Below are 18,956 nucleotides of genomic sequence, written 5' to 3'. Positions count from 1 at the left end.
CAACCATTGACAAGTGTCTGTTCTGTTTCTCTACTGTGAACGCTCACAGTCCCTGCCAGGGAGGCATGATGAATCACCGCACCGTCGCGGTACTGGCCGCCACCGTCTTCTCCTCCGTCGCCCTCGCCGGCTGCGGCGGCTCCTCGGACGACTCCTCGTCCGGCCCGGTCAACCTCACCTACTGGGCCTGGGCCCCGGGCATGGACGAGGTCGTCGCGCTGTGGAACGACGCCAACCCGGACATCCAGGTCACGGTGAAGAAGCAGGCCAGCGGGGACGACCTGGTCACCAAGACCATCACCGCCGCCAAGGCCGGCAACGCCCCCGATCTCATGCAGGCCGAGTACCAGGCGCTGCCCACCCTGGTCAGCAACGACGTCCTGGCCGACATCTCCGATCAGGTCGCCGGCGCCGAGGACGCGTTCGCGCCCGGACTGTGGCAGCAGGTCACCCTCGGCACCGACGCCGTCTACGCGCTCCCGCAGGACTCCGGCCCGCTGATGTTCTACTACCGCGCCGATCTGTTCGAGGAGTACGGGCTGACCGTCCCCACCACCTGGGACGAGTTCGCCGACACCGCGCGCGCACTGAAGGAGACCGAGCCCGGCAAGGTGCTCACCACCTTCTCCGCCAACGACGCGGGCCTGTTCGCCGGGCTCGCCCAGCAGGCCGGCGCCCAGTGGTGGACCACCGAGGGCGAGCAGTGGAAGGTCGCCATCGACGACGAGGCCACCGGCCGGGTCGCCGACTTCTGGGGCGGCCTGGTCGCCGAGGGCGTCATCGACAACCAGCCCATGTACACCCCCGCCTGGAACAACGCCCTCAACACCGGTGAGCAGCTGGCCTGGGTGAGCGCCGTCTGGGCCCCCGGCACCCTCACCACCGCCGCCCCCGACACCGCCGGCAAGTGGGCCATGGCGCCCCTCCCCCAGTGGAACGCCGGCGAGAACGTCACCGGCAGCTGGGGCGGCTCCACCACCGCCGTCACCAACGACGCCCGCGACAAGGACGCCGCCGCCGCGTTCGCCACCTGGCTCAACACCGACCCCGAGGCGCTGACCGCGCTGGTACGCGCCGGCGGCATCTACCCCGCCGCCACCGCCGCCCAGAGTGGCGAGGCGCTGGCCGAGGCCCCCGAGTTCTTCGCCAACCAGCCCGACTTCTACGTCACCGCCGCCGAAATAGCCGAGGGCACCGCGCCCGCCGCCTGGGGCCCCAACACCAACGTCGCCTACGCCACCTTCAACGACGCCTTCGGCGAGGCGGCCCGCACCCGGGGCGACTTCCGCGCCGCGCTCACCACCATGCAGCGCGCCACCGCCGACGACATGACCGGCCACGGCTTCCAGGTCATCGAGTGAGGAAGCACCGCGCCGCGCACGGCGCCCCGCGCCGTGCGCCGTATCTCTTCCTGCTCCCCGCCGGGCTGCTGTTCGCGCTGTTCTTCGCGCTGCCCATCGGCTATGCCGGGTATCTGTCGCTGCGCAAGATCGAGGTCAAGGGCCTGGGCCTGGGCAGCGGCGCCCGCTCCGAGGTGTGGGCCGGCTTCTCCAACTACACCGACGCGCTCACCGACCCGGTGCTGCTGGACGGCGCCCTGCGGGTGCTGGTGTACGGGCTGATCGTGGTCCCGCTGATGCTGGGTCTGGCCCTGCTGTTCGCACTCATGCTGGACTCCGACCGGGTGCGCGGGCGCGCCTTCACCCGGCTGGCGATCTTCCTGCCGTACGCCGTGCCCGGGGTGATCGCCGCGCTGCTGTGGGGCTTCCTCTACCTGCCCTCGGTCAGCCCACTGCACTACACCCTGGACGCGCTGGGGCTGCCGCAGCCGGATCTGCTCAGCGGTGGCGCGCTGTACGTCGCGCTGTCCAACATCGCGGTGTGGGGCGGCACCGGCTTCAACATGATCGTCATCTACACGGCGCTGCGCGCGATCCCGGCCGAGGTGTACGAGGCGGCCCGGCTGGACGGCTGCTCGCAGTGGCAGATCGCCTGGCGGATCAAGATCCCGATGGTGGCGCCGTCCCTGGTGCTCACCTTCTTCTTCTCGGTCATCGCCACGCTCCAGGTCTTCAACGAGCCGACCACGCTGCGGCCGCTGACCAACAGCCTGTCCACCACCTGGTCCCCGATGATGAAGGTCTACCAGGACGCCTTCGTCGCCGGTGACATCCACTCCGGGGCGGCCACCGCCGTGATCATCGCCGTGGTGACCTTCGCCCTGTCCTTCGGCTTTCTGCGGCTGGCAGGCGCCCGTACCCGGCGGGAGGAGAACCGATGACCGCCCCGACCACCACCGCCCCGCGCTCCGGACGCCGGGGCGGCTGGCTGCCCACCGCCGTCCTGTTCGTGGGCGCCGCGTACTGTCTGCTCCCGGTGGTGTGGGTGGTCATGGCCGCCACCAAGTCCGGCAGCGAGCTGTTCTCCACCTTCACCTTCTGGCCGGGCACCGGTTTCGCCGGGAACCTGAGCGATCTGTCCGGGTACCGGGACGGCGTCTACTGGACGTGGATGGCCAACTCGGCGCTGTACGCGGGTCTGGGCGCGCTGCTGTCGGCGGCCGTCTCGGCGGTCAGCGGCTACGCGCTGGCGCTGTACCGGTTCCGGGGCCGGGAGACCGTCTTCAACGTGCTGCTGGCCGGGGTGCTGATGCCGCCGGTGATCCTGGCGGTGCCGCAGTACCTGCTGATGGCCGAGGTGTCGCTGACCGACAGCCATCTGTCGGTGCTGCTGCCGGTGATCCTCTCCCCGTACGGCATCTACCTGGCGCGGATCTACGCGGCGGCTGCCGTGCCGCAGGACGTGGTGGAGGCGGGAAGGATGGACGGTGCCGGGGAGTGGCGCATCTTCCGCACCGTGGCGCTGCCGATGATGCTGCCGGGGCTGGTGACGATCTTCCTCTTCCAGTTCGTCGCCATCTGGAACAACTTCCTGCTGCCGTACATCATGCTCAGCGACGACGAGAAGTTCCCGCTCACCCTGGGGCTGTTCACGCTGCTCAACCAGGGCGCCAACACCCCGGCGCTGTACACGCTGGTGATCACCGGGGCGCTGCTCGCGATCGTCCCGCTGATCGCGCTGTTCCTGTTCATCCAGCGCTTCTGGAGCCTTGACCTGCTCTCCGGCGCCGTAAAGTCATGACCATGTCCGTACCAGCGCGGCGCCGGCGGGTGCCGACGATCCACGACGTGGCCCGGGAGGCCGGTGTCTCCCGGGGCACCGTCTCCCGGTTCCTCAACGGCGGCCACCACGTCAGCCCCGACTCGGCCCGCGCCGTGGAGGAGGCCATCCGCAGAACCGGTTACGTCGTCAACCGCCACGCCCGTTCGCTGATCACCGGCCGGTCGGGCTCGGCGGCCTTCCTGCTGACCGAGCCGCAGGAGAAGTTCTTCGAGGACCCCAACTTCAACGTCCTGCTGCGCGGTTGCACCCAGGCGCTGGCCGCGCACGACATCCCGCTGCTGCTGATGATCGCCGGCACCCGGGAGGAACAGCGGCGGCTGCTGCGCTATGTGACCTCCGGCCATGTGGACGGGGTGCTGCTGGTCTCCAGTCACACCGGGGACCCGGTGGCCGAGCAACTGGTGGACGCCGGGGTGCCGGTGGTGCTGTGCGGCAAGCCGATGGGCCCCGGCCGGCTGGCGCACGTGGCGGCGGACGACCGGGACGGCGCCCGGCAGATGGTCCGTCATCTGGTGGAGCTGGGCCGGCGCCGGATCGGTACGGTCACCGGTCCGCCGGACACCCCGGGCGGGGTGGAGCGGCTGGCCGGCTACCGCGAGGTGCTGGCGGCGGCCGGGCTCCCGGCGGAGGACGGCCTGGTGGAGACCGGGGACTACAGCCGGGAGGGCGGTGAGCGGGCGGCGGCCCGGCTGCTGGCCCGCCGCCCCGATCTGGACGCGCTGTTCGTGGCCTCCGATCTGATGGCGCGGGGCGCGCTGGCCGCGCTCACCGCGGCGGGCCGCCGGGTGCCGCAGGACGTGGCGGTCGGCGGCTTCGACGACTCGGCCGCCGCGGTGGCCTCCCGCCCCGAACTGACCACGATCCGGCAGCCGTGGGACCGGATCAGCCAGGAGATGGTGCGGCTGCTGCTGACGCAGCTGAGCGGCGAGGACACCTCGGCGGTGATCCTGCCGACCGAGCTGGTGCGCCGCGGCTCCGCGTAGTTGGATACCCGGCATGGACGACGTACGCAGGATCGGCATCTTCCTCTTCCCCGGGGTCGAGGAACTGGACGCCATCGGCCCCTGGGAGGTGCTGGCGTGGTGGACCCGCAACGCGCCCGGGGACGGCTGGGAGGTGTTCACCTTCTCCGCCGACGGCGCGCCCGTGGAGTGTGCCAAGGGCCTGACGGTGGCGGCGCACCACGCCCGGGACACCATGCCCGCGCTGGATGTGCTGGTGCACCCGGGCGGTCGCGGCACCCGTCCGCTGCTGACGGATCAGGCGCATCTGGAGTGGGTGCGCGGCCGGCGGGCGGCGGTGCCGCTGATGACCAGTGTGTGCACCGGATCGCTGGTGTACGCGGCGGCCGGGCTGCTGCGGGGCCGGCCGGCCACCACGCACTGGGGCTCGCTGGAGCTGCTGGCCGGGCTCGACCCGACGGTCGAGGTGCGGCCCGAGGACCGGTTCGTGGACGACGGTGACCTGATCACCTCGTCCGGGGTGTCGGCCGGGATCGACATGGCGCTGCATCTGGTGGACCGGCTGGCCGGGACGGAGCGGGCCCGCGAGGTGCGCCGGGGCATCCAGTACGATCCGCGCTCACCGGTGTGAGCGGCCGGCCCGCTCCCCCGCCCGGGACGGCGGCCGGTGCGGCAGCGTCGCGGGCGGGGAACGGGCGGGTCGTCAGGCTCCGATGACGCCGCCGTCGGTGCGGCGGATGGCGATGGTGGCGGAGCGGGGGCGGCCCTCCGGGTCGAAGTCGGGCCAGTTGCTGACGGCCCGGGGGTTCTCCGGGGTGGGTTCCCCCCAGGCGGGGGTGGCCTCGCCGGGGTGCTGGACGTTGACGAACATGGTGCGCTGGTCGGGGGTGGTGATCACGCCGGTGATCTCGCAGCCGCGCGGGCCGGTGAGGAAGCGGCGGATCTCGCCGGTGTGCGGGTCGGCGGCCAGCATCTGGTTGTTGCCGATGCGGTCGTAGCCCTTCTCCGGCAGGTTCTGCGAGGAGTTGGAGACGTCGGTGAGGATCCACAGCCGGCCGTCCGGGTCGAACCACAGGCCGTCGGGTGAGCCGAAGCGGGTGTCCTCGGTGAGGTCGGTGCGCTCCTCGTACGCCGGGTCGCCGGCCAGCAGGAAGATGTCCCAGGTGAAGGTGGTGGCGGTGTTGTCGCCGTCGCGCTCGCGCCAGCGGATGATGTGCCCGTACGGGTTGGGGGTACGGGGGTTGGCGGCGCCGCCCCGGCCGCTGCCATTGGTGAGCGAGCAGTACACGTCCTGGTTCCCCGGGTTGACGGCGATCCACTCCGGGCGGTCCATCGGGGTGGCGCCGAGGGCGTCGGCGGCCTCGCGGGTGCGCAGCAGCACATCGGCCTGGTCGGCCCAGCCGGCGTCGCGGGTCAGCGGGCCGGTGCCGTGGGTGAGCGGCAGCCAGCGGCCGGTGCCGTCGTCCTCGAACCGGGCGACGTACAGCGTGCCGTGGTCCAGCGGGCTGCGGCCCCGGGCGCGGTGGGCGCGCCAGGAGCCGTCGCCGACGAACTTGTAGAGGTAGTCGCCGTCCTGGTCGTCGCCGGTGTAGGCGACGATCCGGCCGCGTGCCTCGGTGGTGACGCAGCCCTCGTGCTTGATGCGGCCGAGTGCGGTGCGTTTGACGGGGACGGCGTCGGGGTCCATGGGGTCGATCTCCACGACCCAGCCGAAGCGGTTGGCCTCGTGGGGGTTGACGGCGATGTCGAAGCGCGGGTCGGCCTCGTGCCAGCGGTAGCCGAAGCCCTCGCGGTCGATGCCGTAGCGGGCCTGGAGGTCGGTGGGCTCCCAGCCGGGGTGTTCGGTGCCGAAGTAGGCGTTGAAGTTCTCCTCGCAGGCGAGGTAGGTACCCCAGGGGGTGACGCCGTGCGAGCAGTTGTTGATGGTGCCGCGGGGCGGGTCGGCCGCGCGCAGGGCGGGGTGGCGGGGGCCGACGGGTCCGGAGAAGGTGACCAGGGTGTCGGCGGTGACGCGGCGGGCGCGCGGGGAGTCGGCGACCTGCCAGCCGTGCCGGTCGGTGTGGACGAGTTCGACGATGCTGACGCCGTGGGCGGCGGTGGCCTTGGCGACCTTCTCGCGGGTCATCTCGGCGTCGCCGTCCGGGAAGAGGAGCTGCTGGTCGATGTACTCGTGGTTGAGGACGAGCAGTCCGCGGCGGTTGCGCTCGGCGCCCTTGCCGAGCGGGAAGAAGTGCATGCCGTCGTGGTTCATGCCGACCTGCTGGGCCTGTTCGGCGGCGGAGTTCGCGGCGTCCTTGCGCCAGGCCGGGCCGCCCGGGCGGATCGGGGTGCCCCAGGGGATGATGACCTGCGCCTGGTAGCCCTCGGGGAGGGTGAGCCGGTCGGCGTCGGAGGTGGGGACCGGGGTGAACCCGAGGGTGGGCCGGCGGCCCGTGGGCTCCGGCGGCGACGCGGTAGCGGCGGTGGCGTGTGCGGTGCCGGTGCTCCCGGTGAGGAACCCGGCCGCGGCGGCGATGGCTCCGGAGGCGAGCACGGAGCGCCGGCTGAACCGGGCGGCGGCGACCTCGTGGAAGGGCCGGTTGGCCGAGGGGTTGGAGCTCACCTCGTCCGGGTCGGACGCGGGGAAGACCGGGCGACGCTGGACGGACATCCGCTGATCCTTACTGCCGGAAACAGGACATTTCCGAGAGGTTAGGAGCGATCCGTGGTCGCGTGAAGCATCGGAGGTGACAACACGACCAGTTTTCGCCGGACAGCGGAGCGGCGGCGGAACCACCCGTACGGAGCCGCGCGCGCGGTGCGGGCGGGCGGGCCGCGCAGCGCGGGACGGCGCAACGGCGACGGCGGGGGCCGGATGCCCGACGCATCCGGCCCCCGCCGTCGTTCCGGGCGGTGGGCGGTCAGCCCTCGCGCTTGCCGTTCACCCGGCGGGGCAGGCCCAGCGGGTTGGCGTCCGTCAGTTCCTGCGGGAGCAGGGCCTGGGGCGTGGACTGGTAGACCACCGGGCGCAGCCAGCGTTCGATGGCGGTGGCGCCGACCGAGGTGGAGGTGGAGGTGGTCGCCGGGTAGGGGCCGCCGTGGTGCTGGGCGGTGGAGACGGCGACGCCGGTGGGCCAGCCGTTGACCAGGACGCGTCCGGCCAGCGGGGTGAGTCCGGCGACCAGCGCCGCGCCGTCGCCGCTCTCGCCCGCTGACTCGGCGGCGCTGAGCTGGACGGTGGCGGTGAGGTTGCCGGGCAGCCGGTCCAGGACCCGGCCGATCTCCTCGTCGTCGGTGTAGCGGGCGATGACGGTGAGCGGGCCGAAGCACTCCTCCAGCAGGAGTTCGTGGGCGCTCTCGTCCTCGGCCAGCCGGGCGGCGGGCACGGTGAGGAAGCCGGGGACGACCGTCAGGTCCTCGCCGGCGCCGGCCGGGGCGGAGGTGGTCACCTCCGCCAGCCCGGTGCGGGCGGCGACGCCGGCGACGAAGTTGTCCCGCATCCGGGTGTCGAGCAGCACGCCGGGGGTGCTGCCGGCGAGCTTCTCGCCGAGGGTGGCCACCAGCCGGTCGCCCTCCTCCCCCTCGGGGGCGAGGACGAGGCCGGGCTTGACGCAGAACTGGCCGGTTCCCAGGGTGACCGAGCCGGCCAGGCCCTCGCCGATCTCCTCGGCGCGCTCGGCGGCGGCGGCCCGGGTGACGACCACCGGGTTGAGGCTGCCCAGTTCGCCGTGGAAGGGGATCGGCACCGGCCGGGCGGCGGCCGCGTCGAACAGCGCGCGTCCGCCGCGTACCGAGCCGGTGAAGCCGGCGGCGCTGACCAGCGGGTGCTTGATCAGCTCGATGCCGGCCTCGAAGCCGTGCACCACGGAGATCACGTCCTCCGGCAGCCCCACCCGGGCGGCGGCGCGGCGCAGCGCGGCGCCGGTGAGGGCGGAGGTGGCGGGGTGGTCGGGGTGCGCCTTGACGACGACCGGGCAGCCGGCGGCGAGCGCGGAGGCGGTGTCGCCGCCGGGGACGGAGAAGGCGAGCGGGAAGTTGGAGGCGGAGTAGACCGCGACCACGCCCAGCGGGATCTTGTAGCGGCGCAGGTCGGGCCGGGGCGGGGTGAGGCTCGCGTCGGCGTGGTCGATGATGACGCCGAGGTAGCCGCCGTCCGCGACCTCGTCGGCGAAGGCGCGCAGCTGGCCGGTGGTGCGGCCCAGTTCGCCGGTGAGCCGGGGCAGGCCGAGGGCGGTCTCCGCGTCCGCGGCGGCGATGATGGCGTCGCGGTCGGCCTCCAGGGCGTCGGCCGCGGCGCGCAGCAGCGCGATCCGGGTGTCGCGGTCGGCGAGCGCGCCGGCCGTGGCGTGGGCGGCGCGGACGGCCCGGTCGACCTCGGCCGCTCCGGCCTCGGTGGTGACCTGTTCGCGGCGCTTCCCGGTCCGGGGGTCCACGCTCCACACTGGTTCTGCTGACACCGGTCGTTCCTCCCGCGGCGAACGTTCGATATGCTGAACAGCGTCCCTGTATGTGAATATGGGACGCTCACAGACTCTATAACGGTTCGAACAAAGGGGTCAAGGTCGATGGCAGCCGGTGAGACGGGCGCATCCCCGGTCAAATCCGCGGTACGGACCGTGGAACTCCTGGAGTTCTTCGCGGGACGCCCCGGCATGCACTCGCTCGCCGAGGTGCAGTCGGCACTCGGCTACCCCAAGTCGAGCCTGTACATGCTGCTGCGCACCCTGGTGGAACTGGGCTGGGTGGAGACCGACCCGACCGGCACCCGGTACGGCATCGGGGTGCGGGCGCTGCTGGTGGGCACCTCCTACATCGACGGCGACGAGGTGGTGGCGGCGGCCCGCACCACGCTCGACCGGCTCTCGGACGAGACGACGGAGACCATTCACCTGGCGCGCCTGGACGGCACCAGCGTGGTGTATCTGGCCACCCGCCAGTCGGACCACTATCTGCGGCCCTTCACCCGCGTCGGCCGCCGGCTGCCCGCGCACTCGACCTCGCTGGGCAAGGCGCTGCTGGCGACGTATCCGGACGAGCGGATCCGCGAGCTGCTGCCGCGCGAGCTGGAGGCGCTGACCGAGCACACCATCACCGACCGCGAGCGGCTGATCGAGGAGCTGAAGGTGGTGCGCGAGCGCGGCTACGCGGTCGACCGGGAGGAGAACACCCTCGGGCTGACCTGCTACGGGGTGGCCATCCCGTACCGCACCCCGGCCCGGGACGCGATCAGCTGCTCGATCCCGGTGGCCCGGCTGACCGAGGCCCATGAGCAGCGGATCCGGGAGACGCTGCTGCACGCCAGGGACCGGCTGGCACTGGCGACGCGCCACCTGTAGGCCGGTACGTTCCGCCCGCCGGTGCCCGGCCCGCCGGGCACCGGGTCAGGAGCGGTGCGCCGCCCGCCACTGAGCCGTCGCCACGCCGGACAGGACGGTGCGGACGACCTGTTCGGCCAGGTCGGGGGTGAGGGGCAGATGGTGGAAGAGGACCCGGTAGTAGGTCGTGGCCGCCAGCATGTCCAGGAGAAGGTCGATGTCCGCGTCCGGGCGGATGTCGCCCCGGGCGATCCCCCGGCGCAGCGCTTCGGCGGTGGTCGCGCGGCGGGGGTGGAAGAAGCGGTCCAGGAAGGCTGATTCCAGCTCGGGGTCGTCCGCGAGGTCGGCGACCAGCGCGGGCAGCGCGCGTCGGCCGAGGTCCGTGGTGAAGGCCTGGGTGAGGGTGTTGATCCCGGCGATCAGGTCGCAGTGGGTGCAGCCGGTGTCCGGGGTGGGCTGGGTGCCGACGACGGTGGCGAGCGCGTCCACCACCAGATGCGGGCGGGAGCGCCAGCGCCGCCGGAGGGCGGGCTTGCTGGTGCCCGCCCGGCTCGCGACCGCCTCCATGGTCAGCCGGGCGTAGCCGCCCTCGTTGAGGAGTTCGAGTACGGCGGTCGGGACGGCCTCGTCGATACGGACGTCCCTCGGCCTGCCGGGCCGCGGCTGCGGGGCGCCGGTCGGGGTGCTGAGCATGCCTCCACTATAGGTACGCTTAATACGTTCCGATCCGGAACGGAATGTAAATCGGGAGGAGTACCCCCATGACCCGGCAGAGCGTCTTCGCCCCGCCGCACCGAGCCCTCACCCTCGGCGTGATCCTGTCCGTCAGCACCGTCGCCTTCGAATCGCTCGGCGTCGCCACCGTCCTGCCCGACGTCGCCCGGCAACTCGACGGCCTCGGTTCCTACGGCTGGGGGCTCTCCGCGCTGATGCTCGCCAACATCGTCGGCACCGTGCTCGCCGGCCGGGCCGCCGACCGGAGCGGGGTGCGCCGCCCGCTCGCCACCGGGCTGCTGGTCTTCGCGGCCGGCTGCGTCCTGGCCGGCACGGCGGGCGGCTGGCCGGTGTTCCTGCTCGGCCGGTTCGTCCAGGGCCTCGGCGTCGGCGCCATCATGGCCGTCGCCTACACCGTCATCTCCCTCGCCTACCCCGAGCACCTGCGCGCCCGGATGTTCGCGCTGCTCTCCTCGGCCTGGACCGTCCCCTCCCTCATCGGCCCGGTCCTCGCCGGCACCCTCACCGAACACACCACCTGGCGCGCCGTCTTCCTGCTGGTGCCGCCGCTGGTCGCGATAGCCGCCCGGCTCACCCTGCCCGCCCTGCCCGCGCCCGCCACGGCCGCCGGCCAGGGCCCGGCCGGGCGCGATCGCGGGCCGCTGCTCGCCGCCGGTGCGCTCACCCTGGGCACCGCCCTCTTCCTCCAGGCGCTGCTGCTGCGCAACGTCCCCGCCCTGGTCCTGCTGGCCCTCGCCGGGCTCGCCCTCGCCGTTCCCGCGCTGCGCCGGGTCACGCCCGAGGGCACCCTGACCCTGCGGCGCGGCATCGGGGCCGGCGTGGCCGTCCGGGGGCTGCTGTGCGCGGTGTACTTCGGCAGCGAGGCGTTCCTGCCGCTCGGTCTCCAGGAGGTCCGCGGCCTGGGCGCCACCCTGGCGGGGCTGGGTCTGGCGGCGGGCGCGGTGACCTGGGTGGCCGGTTCCGCGCTCCAGGCCCGGCGGGACAGCGCCGTCCCCGGTGCGCGCGGGCGCGGTACGGCGCTGGGGTTCGCCGTTCTGCTGGCCGGGGTGGCGCTGATCGCGCTGGCCCTGGCGAGTGACGCGGTGCCGGCTCAGCTGGCCATCGCGGGGTGGGCGATCGGCGGGCTGGGCATGGGCATGGCCTTCAACGCCTCGACCACCGACACCCTCGAACAGACCCCGGCCGCCCGGCAGGGCGAGGTCAGCTCCGCGCTCCAGCTGGCGCAGACCCTGGCCACCGCCGTCGTGGCCGGGCTCGGCGGGGCCGCTGTCGCGGCGGCCGGGGACGGGGTGGACGGCACCCGGGCCGCGCTGCTGGCCACCTTCGCGTTCACCGGGCTGCTCGCCGCGCTCGGCGTCCTGCTCGCCGGCCGGCTGCGGGCCAGGGGCTGACCTCCCCCGCACGCGCACGGGCGCCCCGGGCCGTTGCCGGTCCGGGGCGCCCGAGGACGACGCGCGGTCAGGAGATGCCGAGCACCTGCTGCACCGGGTCGATCGCGAAGTAGACGACGAACAGCGCGGCCGTCACCCACAGCATCCAGTTGATCTCCCGCAGCCGGCCGGTGGCCGCCTTCAGCACCACGTAGGCGACGAAGCCGGCGCCGATGCCGTTGGTGATGGAGTAGGTGAACGGCATCACCGCGATGGTGACGAACGCGGGGACCGCCAGCGTGTAGTCGCTCCAGTCGATCTTCCCGACCTGGGTCATCATCAGGAAGCCGACCGCCACCAGCGCGGGCGAGGCCGCCTGGGCCGGGACCACCGCCGCCAGCGGGGCGAACAGCAGGGCCAGGGCGAACAGGGCACCGGTGATCAGATTGGCGAACCCGGTGCGGGCGCCCTCGCCGACGCCCGCCGCCGACTCGATGTAGGAGGTGCCGGAGGAGGCGGAGGCCGCACCGCCGGCCGCCGCCGCCAGGCCGTCCACGAAGAGCAGCCGGCCCAGCCGGGGCACCCGGCCCTTCTCGTCCAGCAGCCCGGCCTCGCCGGAGACGGCGACCGCCGTGCCCATGCTGTCGAAGAAGTCGGTCAGGAACAGGGTGAAGGTGATCAGCAGGACGGTGATCCAGGTGATCTCGCCGAACGCGCCGAACAGGCTGAACTGCCCGATCAGCCCGAAGTCGGGGGTGGCCACGATGTCGTCGGGGAGCGTGGGGACCGTCAGGCCCCAGGCGCCGTCCTCGATGTCGGCGATGCCGTTGATGATCATGGCCACCACGGTGGTGACGACGATCGAGATGAGGATGGCGCCCTTGGTCCCGCGGGCCATCAGCGCCAGGGTGAGCAGCAGGCCGAGGCAGAAGACGAGCACCGGCCAGCCGGTCAGCTCACCGGTGGCGCCCAGCGTCAGCGGGGTGCCGTCGCCGGGGGCGGCGAAGCCGGCGTTCACGAAGCCGATCAGCGCGATGAACATGCCGATCCCGACCCCGATGGCCTGCTTGAGCGCCATCGGGATCGCGTCCATCACCTTCTGCCGCAGCCCGGTGGCCGCCAGGGCGCATAGGATCAGGCCCTCCAGCACGACCAGGCCCATGGCGTCCGGCCAGCTCATCCGGGGCGCGATCTGGTAGGCCACCATCGCGTTGATGCCGAGCCCGGCGGCCAGCGCCAGCGGCAGGTTCGCGGTGATGCCCATCAGCGCGGTCATGATCGCCGCGACCAGCGCGGTGACGGTGACCACCTGCTGGAAGTCCAGCTGGTTGCCGTAGGCGTCCTGGGCGCCGCTGAGGATGATCGGGTTCAGCACCAGGATGTAGGCCATGGCGAAGAACGTGGCGAACCCGCCGCGCACCTCGCGGCCGAGGGTGGAGCCGCGCGCCGATATCTGGAAGAAGGAGTCGGCGCGTGCGATGAGCGCGGGTCGGGACGGCATGGGCTTCCTCGGTGATGTGGTGCGGGTGACGCGGTGTGCGACCGGGGAATTCTGCCTGCCGAGCCGACCGGAAGGGTTTACACGGTGTAACACGATGCCGCACCGTTACGGAATCGCGCTCTGCGGCAGGGCTCAGGGCAGCCGGTCGAGGGCGTGCCGGACCAGGGCCAGATCATCGGCGGTGGCCAGCCCGGCGTGGTAGAGCCGCAGTTCGGTGGCGCCCAGAGAGGCGGCGTGCGCGGCGTCATCGACCAGGGTACCGGGGCTGCCGCCCATTCCCGCGACGATCTGGAAGTTCGCCGCCAGCACCGTGTGCGGGCGGCGGTGCGCGGCGAACGGCGGCAGGACCTCGGCGCGGGCCGCGTCGTCCCCGGTGCAGGGCAGCACCACCCCGTCGGCGTGCTCCAGCACCCGGGCCGGGTCGGCGCCCGCGTTGGCACCCAGGGCCAGGGCGCCGGGGTGGGCGTGCAGCAGCACCCGGAAGCCGGGCAGTCCGCGCTCGCGGGCCCGCTCCCGTACGGCGGCCACCGTCTCCCGCTGGAAGGTGTCGGCCGCCGCCGCCCGCCAGCCGGTCACGGCCGCCGCCTCCGCGCCGGTCAGCTCGCCCGCCACCGGGCGGCCCTCCCAGGCGGGGGCGAGCAGGTCCCGCACCCGGGCGCGCAGCCGCTGCGGATCGGCGCCGTGCTCCGCGTACCCCTGCTCGCACACGGCGCAGAAGCACAGCGACATCAGCCACCGCCCGTAGCCGCCGAGCGGGGCGCCCGCGATCTTGTCGTGGGCGTGCGGGTGCTCCAGGCCGTACCAGCCGCAGGACTCCAGTTCGGTGCCGGTGGTGCCGGGCCGCACCGCCGCCTCGGCCGCGAGCCGGACCGCGTAGTCGCGGACCTCGGGGCGGGCGATGCACGGCGCCCAGGGGTAGTGGTCGCCGTGGACGTTCCGGACGGTGCTGCCGGGGTGCTCGCGGCCGAGCCGGGAGTTGTGGGCGAGGATCACCCACGAGTGGACATCGAGACCGGCCGCGCCGAGGGCGGCGGCGGCCTCGCCGTACGGGTCCTCGCCGGGCAGCCAGGTCTGGGCGGCGGGCCGCAGCGCGGAGCCGGCCCAGTGGGCGGGGTCGGCGGGGTAGTACACGGCGGAGTGCCGGGCGGTGACGATGCGCCGCCCCGGGTGGCGCGGGGTCAGGGCGCGGGTGGCGTGGTAGGCGGAGGCGAGGGTGACCTGCTGGACGCCGAGTCCGGCGACCAGCTCGGCGGCGGCGGGGTCGCCGTTGACGTCCCAGGGGTAGAGGAAGGCGGAGGTACGGGGCATCGGTGTCAGTGTCCAACCAGGATGAGGCCGCGCTCGATGAGGGCGGCGAGTTCGGTGAGATGGGCGGGGGCGGGTTCGGTGAGCGGCGCGCGGACCTCGCCGACGTCGAGCCCGCGCATCCTGACACCGGCCTTGACCAGCGACACGGCGTAGCCCTTGCCCCGGTCGCGCAGTTCGACCAGCGGACGGTAGAAGCCGTCCAGGAGCCGGTCGGCGGTGGCGCGGTCGCCGGTGGCCAGGGCGGTGTGGAAGGCGCGGGCGATCTCGGGGGCGAAGCAGAAGACGGCGGAGGAGTAGAGGTCCACGCCGAGCGCCCGGTAGGCGGGCTGGGTGAGTTCGGCGGTGGGCAGCCCGTTGAAGTAGCGGAACTCCTCGCCGGGGGCCTCGGTGCGCACCGCGCCGATGATGCGCTGGAGGAGGCCGAGGTCGCCGACGCCGTCCTTGATGCCGGTGATGCCGGGGGTGCGGGCGAGGGCGACGGCGGTGGCCGGGGTGAGGGTGACGTTGTCCCGCTGGTAGACGATGAGGTCGAGGCTGGTGGCGGCGGCGAGCTGGGTGTAGTGGGTGAGCAGGCCGTGCTGTTCGGCGCGTACCAGGTAGGGCGGCAGCGCGAGCAGGCCGTCGGCGCCGGCCGCCTCGGCGCTGCGCGCGAAGTCCAGGGCGAGGGCGGTGCCGTAACCGGTGCCGGCGACGACCGGGACGCGCCCGGCGGCCTCCTGGACGGCGAGGGTGACGCAGGTGTGGAACTCCTGCGGGGTCAGGGCGTGGAACTCACCCGTGCCGCAGCAGGCGAAGACCGCCCCGGCGCCCGCCTCGATCCCGGCCCGCACATGGGCCCGGTAGGCGTCGGGGTGCAGGGAGCCGTCCGGGTGGAAGGCGGTCACGGGGAAGAAGAGCGGACCGGCCAGGCGTGCGGCCAGTGAGACGGTCGTCATGCGGGGCCCCCAGAGACTGTACAGGATGCTGACCTTTGTCCATATACCTGAACGTCCACGCTAGAGGAGTACGGAATCAATGGTCAACAGGTCTTTGACAGCACGTTGACGCGCACAGGGCGACCACTTAGCGTGTCCCGATATATGAATGATATTTATGGATGGAGACTCGATGAGTGCCGCTGAGCCCACTGGTCGTACCGGATCCACGGTTCTGCTCACCGGAGCCGCCGGCGGCGTGGGCACCATGATGCGGGAACTGCTCCCCGCCTACGGCTATACGCTGCGGCTGCTCGATGTGGTCCCGGTGCCCGGCGCTCCGGAGGCGATCACCGCCGACCTGGGCGACCGGGACGCGCTGCGCGAAGCGGTGCGCGGGACCGACGCCATTCTCCATCTGGCGGGCATCTCCCTGGAATCCTCCTTCGAGAAGATCCTGCGCGCCAATATCGAGGGCACCTACAACCTGTACGAGGCCGCCCGTGCGGAAGGCGTACGCCGGATCATCTTCGCTTCGAGCAACCACGCCATGGGCTACCACCCCTGGCCCGCGCCCGGCAGCGACGCCCCGCTGCTGGCCGCCGACGCACCGCACCGGCCCGACACCTTCTACGGCCTCTCCAAGTGCTTCGGCGAGGACCTGGCCCAGCTCTACTGGGACAAGCACGGCATCGAGACGGTGTCGGTGCGGATCGGCTCGCTGTTCGCCGAGCCCAACTCGGTGCGGATGCTGTCGATGTGGCTGAGCCCGGCGGACGGCGCCCGGCTCTTCCACGCCGCGCTCACCGCCCGCGATGTCGGCCACACCGTGGTCTACGGATCCTCGGCCAACACCCGGCTGGTGTGGGACCTGACCACCGCGCGCGGCCTGGGCTACGCGCCGCAGGACGACTCCGAGAAGTACGCGGAGAAGCTGATCGCCGAACAGGGCGAGCTGGACCTGGACAACCCCGACCAGGCCCATCTCGGCGGGCACTTCGTGACCAGCCCCCCGCAGTGGCCGGTCGGCAACCGCCCGCACCCCAGTCCCGAGGAGGACTGAGCCGGGGCCGCCACCAAGGTGGACGCGGCACCACCGCCGCGTCCGCCCGCGGGCCCGCGCCGCCCCGTCAGCCGGCGGGCAGGGCCAGGGCGCAGGCGCGGGCCGCGCGCGCCAGGCGTTCGGCGTCCGCTCCCGCGCCGCCCGGCTGCGGGAACCGGCGCCGCACATAGCCGAAGGCCAGCCCGCTGCGCGGATCGGCGAAGGCCATCGAACCGCCCGCCCCGTCGTGCCCGAAGGAACCGGCCCCCAGGAACGGCAGGCCCACCATGAAGCCGATGCCGTACGGACGGTAGAGGTCGAGCACCAGGTCCTGCCCGGCCACCTGCGGGAGCGCCCAGGCGGCGGCCGTCTCCGGGGTGAGCAGCGGCGGCCGGCCGTCGTCCGCCGTGCCGTGCACCGCCGCCGCGTACAGCCGGGCCAGTCCCCGGGCGCTGCCCACCCCGCCGGCCGACGCCTGGCCGCCGGCGCGCACGGTGCGGGAGTTGGGCCAGGTCCACAGCGGTCCGGTGTCGGGGCGGTGCTCGTTGCCCGCGATGCCGCCCAGCCGGTCGGGCGCCGGCAGGGTGTCCACCGCCGGCGGCACCGGGGGCACCGGGGGCAGGACGCTCGCCACCCGCTCCTCGTACGCCCGGGGCAGCCCCAGGAACAGTTCGATGCCGTACGGGGCGCGGATCCGCTCCTCGTACAGTTGCTGGAGCGTGCTGCCGGTCGCCCGGAACACCACCTCGCCCAGCAGGGCGCCGATGGTCGCCGTGTGATAGCCGAACAGCCCGGCCCCCGGGCGCCAGTACGGGCGGTGCGGGGCGAGCAGCGCGGCCAGCCGGCGGTCGTCGGCCAGCTCCGCCAGGGAGAAGCCCGCCTCGGTGCCGATGGCCCCGGCCTGATGGGTCAGCAGCTGGTGCAGCGTCACCCCGTCCTTGCCGGCCGCCGCGAAGTGCGGCCAGTAGTGGCGCACTTCCCGCTCCAGCGACAGCACCCCGTCCTGCACCAGCAGGGCGGCGACCAGATAGGCGGCGCCCTTGGTGGAGGAGAACACCCCGATCAGCGCGTCGCCGCCCAGGTGCGGGCCGCCCCACAGATCCACCACCGGGCGGCCGTGGAGGTACGCCGCGACCTGCGCGGAGTGCTCCGGGTCCGCCGCCAGCAGCGCCGCGAACTCCTCCCGTACCGCCTCGAAACCCTCGGCCGTACGGCCCTGTATCCCGCTCACCGCGCTCCGCCTCCGTTGTTCCGTTCCGCTTCACGGTATGCCCACGCGCGCGTGCCCCGGCGGGCGCACGCCCGCCGGGGCACGGTGGTGGGGTGGGGCTCAGCCGATGCCCCGGCCCGCCCCCGCGAACAGGCCGACCAGGACCGGCACCGCCGCCGGGTGGTCCACCCGGGTGCGCAGCTCCGGGGTCCAGCCCGCGTCGTCGCCGATCGTGCGCGTCGCGCCGGTGGCGTGGTAGGCGCCGAGCAGGTCCACCGGCCGCCCGTTGAACCAGTTGTGCCGCTCGGTCATCGACTGGCCGTCGTTGAAGGGCCGCACGACCCGGTCGGCGGTGGTGCCCCGGGCGAGGGTGAACGCGTTGTGCTCGGCCACCAGGTGCGACTCGAAGCCGACGCCCCAGCTGTAGCCGAACCGGGCGCCCGCGTCCTGCCGGTAGTGGTTGTTGTAGACGTCCACCTGGCCGAACCGGACGCGCGGGGCCCGCTCGTTGACGTTGTGGAACAGGTTGTGGTGCAGGGTGATCCGCAGCCGGCCCCGGTCGTCGGCGCCCGCGCCGTCACCGTTGCCGATGATCATGGTCTTGTCGTGCTCGCGGAACACATTCCAGCTGACCGTCACCAGGTCAGAACCGCGCACGATGTCGAGCAGCCCGTCGTGCTGCTGGTACAGCCGCCCGAAGTAGTGCGGCAGCCCGCTGTCGGGGTTGCGGCCGTCGGTGAAGGTGTTGTGGTCGATCCAGACGTGCCGGGCGCCGCGCAGCTCGATGGCGTCGTACTCGGAGTTCCAGTTGCCGTACTGGCCGTCCGTGGGGTCCCAGGAGGGGAAGCAGTCGGCGGCGTCCTCCAGGGTGAGATTGCGGATGATGACGTTCTCGGCGCCCTGCACACTGAGGCTGGCGCCCAGCAGCCGGGCGTCCCGCCCCTCACCGATGATGGTGGTGTTGGAGCCGACGGACAGCCGGACCCGTTCGCGCTGGGCGAGCTGGGAGGCGTGCCGGGCGTCCTCGACCGGGCCTTCCGGCTCCCGGTCCCAGCCCCACACCGCGGGGTCGTAGGCGGCCAGGTACTCCTCGATGGTGTAGCCGTCGACGGCGTAGTCGGCGCAGCCCAGCGGGCGCCCGGCGTCGTCGGTGTTGACGTCGACGGTGCCCCGGATTCTGATGATCTTGGGGGTCGGGTCCCGGTCGCCCAGCGCCGCGACCAGCCCGGCCCGGTCGGTGACGGTGAAGACATGGGCCCGGTCGGCCGCCGCCCCGCCGGTGACCCCGCCCTCGGCGGAACCCCAGCCGTCACCGGCCGGCAGCACCGTACGGGCCGGGTCGGCGGGCGCCGCCGCCGCGGTGGCCCCCAGCGGCAGCAGCCCCAGGGCCAGCGCGGCGCACCCGGTGACGGCCGCGGCTCTCAGCGTGCGTGACAT

16 protein-coding genes are annotated in these 18,956 nt (G+C 73.2%); 8 read left to right on the top strand and 8 right to left on the bottom strand.

The annotated features are described in order from the left end of the window. Positions 1 to 68: 68 nt before the first annotated feature. The 5 genes from BM385_RS11090 to BM385_RS11070 are packed head-to-tail and all read left to right on the top strand — an operon-like array spanning position 69 to position 4,776. Positions 69 to 1,361 (top strand): extracellular solute-binding protein, encoded by a 1,293-nt coding sequence (locus BM385_RS11090; RefSeq protein WP_019433887.1) that lies wholly within the window; start codon positions 69 to 71, stop codon positions 1,359 to 1,361. Next, on the top strand, positions 1,358 to 2,281 hold the full coding sequence (locus BM385_RS11085) for a carbohydrate ABC transporter permease (protein ID WP_019433886.1): 924 nt from the start codon (positions 1,358 to 1,360) through the stop codon (positions 2,279 to 2,281). The genes BM385_RS11090 and BM385_RS11085 overlap by 4 nt, the downstream gene beginning before the upstream one ends. Continuing rightward, positions 2,278 to 3,141 (top strand): carbohydrate ABC transporter permease, encoded by an 864-nt coding sequence (locus BM385_RS11080; RefSeq protein ID WP_093842909.1) that lies wholly within the window; start codon positions 2,278 to 2,280, stop codon positions 3,139 to 3,141. The genes BM385_RS11085 and BM385_RS11080 overlap by 4 nt, the downstream gene beginning before the upstream one ends. Then, the gene (locus BM385_RS11075; protein ID WP_093842908.1) at positions 3,138 to 4,166 is read left to right on the top strand and encodes a LacI family DNA-binding transcriptional regulator; all 1,029 of its coding nucleotides are present in this window, start codon (positions 3,138 to 3,140) and stop codon (positions 4,164 to 4,166) included. The genes BM385_RS11080 and BM385_RS11075 overlap by 4 nt, the downstream gene beginning before the upstream one ends. Before the next feature lie 13 nt (positions 4,167 to 4,179). Further along, positions 4,180 to 4,776 carry a DJ-1/PfpI family protein gene (locus tag BM385_RS11070; protein WP_019433883.1) on the top strand — a complete coding sequence of 199 codons (597 nt, stop codon included), beginning with the start codon at positions 4,180 to 4,182 and terminating at the stop codon, positions 4,774 to 4,776. 72 nt (positions 4,777 to 4,848) lie between these two features. Here the strand turns inward: BM385_RS11070 and BM385_RS11065 are convergent, their stop codons facing one another. Both BM385_RS11065 and BM385_RS11060 read right to left on the bottom strand, forming a co-directional pair. After that, the gene (locus BM385_RS11065; protein ID WP_093842907.1) at positions 4,849 to 6,795 is read right to left on the bottom strand and encodes a PhoX family protein; all 1,947 of its coding nucleotides are present in this window, start codon (positions 6,793 to 6,795) and stop codon (positions 4,849 to 4,851) included. Positions 6,796 to 7,045: 250 nt separating this feature from the next. Next, positions 7,046 to 8,581: an aldehyde dehydrogenase (NADP(+)) gene (locus tag BM385_RS11060; RefSeq protein WP_093842906.1), complete on the bottom strand. Its 1,536-nt coding sequence runs from the start codon at positions 8,579 to 8,581 to the stop codon at positions 7,046 to 7,048. Positions 8,582 to 8,689: 108 nt separating this feature from the next. On the opposite strand from BM385_RS11060, the gene BM385_RS11055 reads away from it, so the two are divergent. Further along, positions 8,690 to 9,460, top strand: coding sequence for an IclR family transcriptional regulator (locus BM385_RS11055; protein WP_026047443.1), 771 nt, complete (start codon positions 8,690 to 8,692; stop codon positions 9,458 to 9,460). 45 nt (positions 9,461 to 9,505) lie between these two features. Here BM385_RS11055 and BM385_RS11050 read toward each other — a convergent pair whose 3' ends face one another. Next, on the bottom strand, positions 9,506 to 10,132 hold the full coding sequence (locus BM385_RS11050) for a TetR/AcrR family transcriptional regulator (protein WP_019433875.1): 627 nt from the start codon (positions 10,130 to 10,132) through the stop codon (positions 9,506 to 9,508). A 68-nt stretch (positions 10,133 to 10,200) separates the two neighbouring features. On the opposite strand from BM385_RS11050, the gene BM385_RS11045 reads away from it, so the two are divergent. Next, complete coding sequence (locus BM385_RS11045; RefSeq protein ID WP_019433874.1) at positions 10,201 to 11,565, top strand: MFS transporter; 1,365 nt, start codon at positions 10,201 to 10,203, stop codon at positions 11,563 to 11,565. A 67-nt stretch (positions 11,566 to 11,632) separates the two neighbouring features. On the opposite strand, the gene BM385_RS11040 is transcribed toward BM385_RS11045, so the two are convergent. From BM385_RS11040 to BM385_RS11030, 3 genes are all read right to left on the bottom strand, one after another. Continuing rightward, positions 11,633 to 13,045: an NCS2 family permease gene (locus BM385_RS11040; protein WP_093842905.1), complete on the bottom strand. Its 1,413-nt coding sequence runs from the start codon at positions 13,043 to 13,045 to the stop codon at positions 11,633 to 11,635. A 132-nt stretch (positions 13,046 to 13,177) separates the two neighbouring features. Further along, the gene (locus BM385_RS11035; protein ID WP_019433872.1) at positions 13,178 to 14,353 is read right to left on the bottom strand and encodes a hypothetical protein; all 1,176 of its coding nucleotides are present in this window, start codon (positions 14,351 to 14,353) and stop codon (positions 13,178 to 13,180) included. Between the two features lie 5 nt (positions 14,354 to 14,358). Beyond that, positions 14,359 to 15,288, bottom strand: a complete 930-nt coding sequence (locus BM385_RS11030; protein ID WP_019433871.1) for a 5-dehydro-4-deoxyglucarate dehydratase — start codon at positions 15,286 to 15,288, stop codon at positions 14,359 to 14,361. Between the two features lie 172 nt (positions 15,289 to 15,460). Here BM385_RS11030 and BM385_RS11025 point away from each other — a divergent pair, with 172 nt between their 5' ends. Further along, complete coding sequence (locus tag BM385_RS11025; RefSeq protein ID WP_093842904.1) at positions 15,461 to 16,330, top strand: NAD-dependent epimerase/dehydratase family protein; 870 nt, start codon at positions 15,461 to 15,463, stop codon at positions 16,328 to 16,330. A gap of 67 nt (positions 16,331 to 16,397) precedes the next feature. On the opposite strand, the gene BM385_RS11020 is transcribed toward BM385_RS11025, so the two are convergent. Beyond that, the gene (locus BM385_RS11020) at positions 16,398 to 17,540 is read right to left on the bottom strand and encodes a serine hydrolase domain-containing protein (protein ID WP_093842903.1); all 1,143 of its coding nucleotides are present in this window, start codon (positions 17,538 to 17,540) and stop codon (positions 16,398 to 16,400) included. A gap of 99 nt (positions 17,541 to 17,639) precedes the next feature. Then, complete coding sequence (locus tag BM385_RS11015) at positions 17,640 to 18,956, bottom strand: pectate lyase family protein (RefSeq protein ID WP_093842902.1); 1,317 nt, start codon at positions 18,954 to 18,956, stop codon at positions 17,640 to 17,642.

Source organism: Streptomyces harbinensis (genome assembly GCF_900116145.1).
GTDB lineage: Bacteria > Actinomycetota > Actinomycetes > Streptomycetales > Streptomycetaceae > Streptomyces > Streptomyces carpaticus.
Note: the sequence above shows the minus strand (reverse complement) of the source record. Positions and strands in the feature narration are given on the sequence as shown.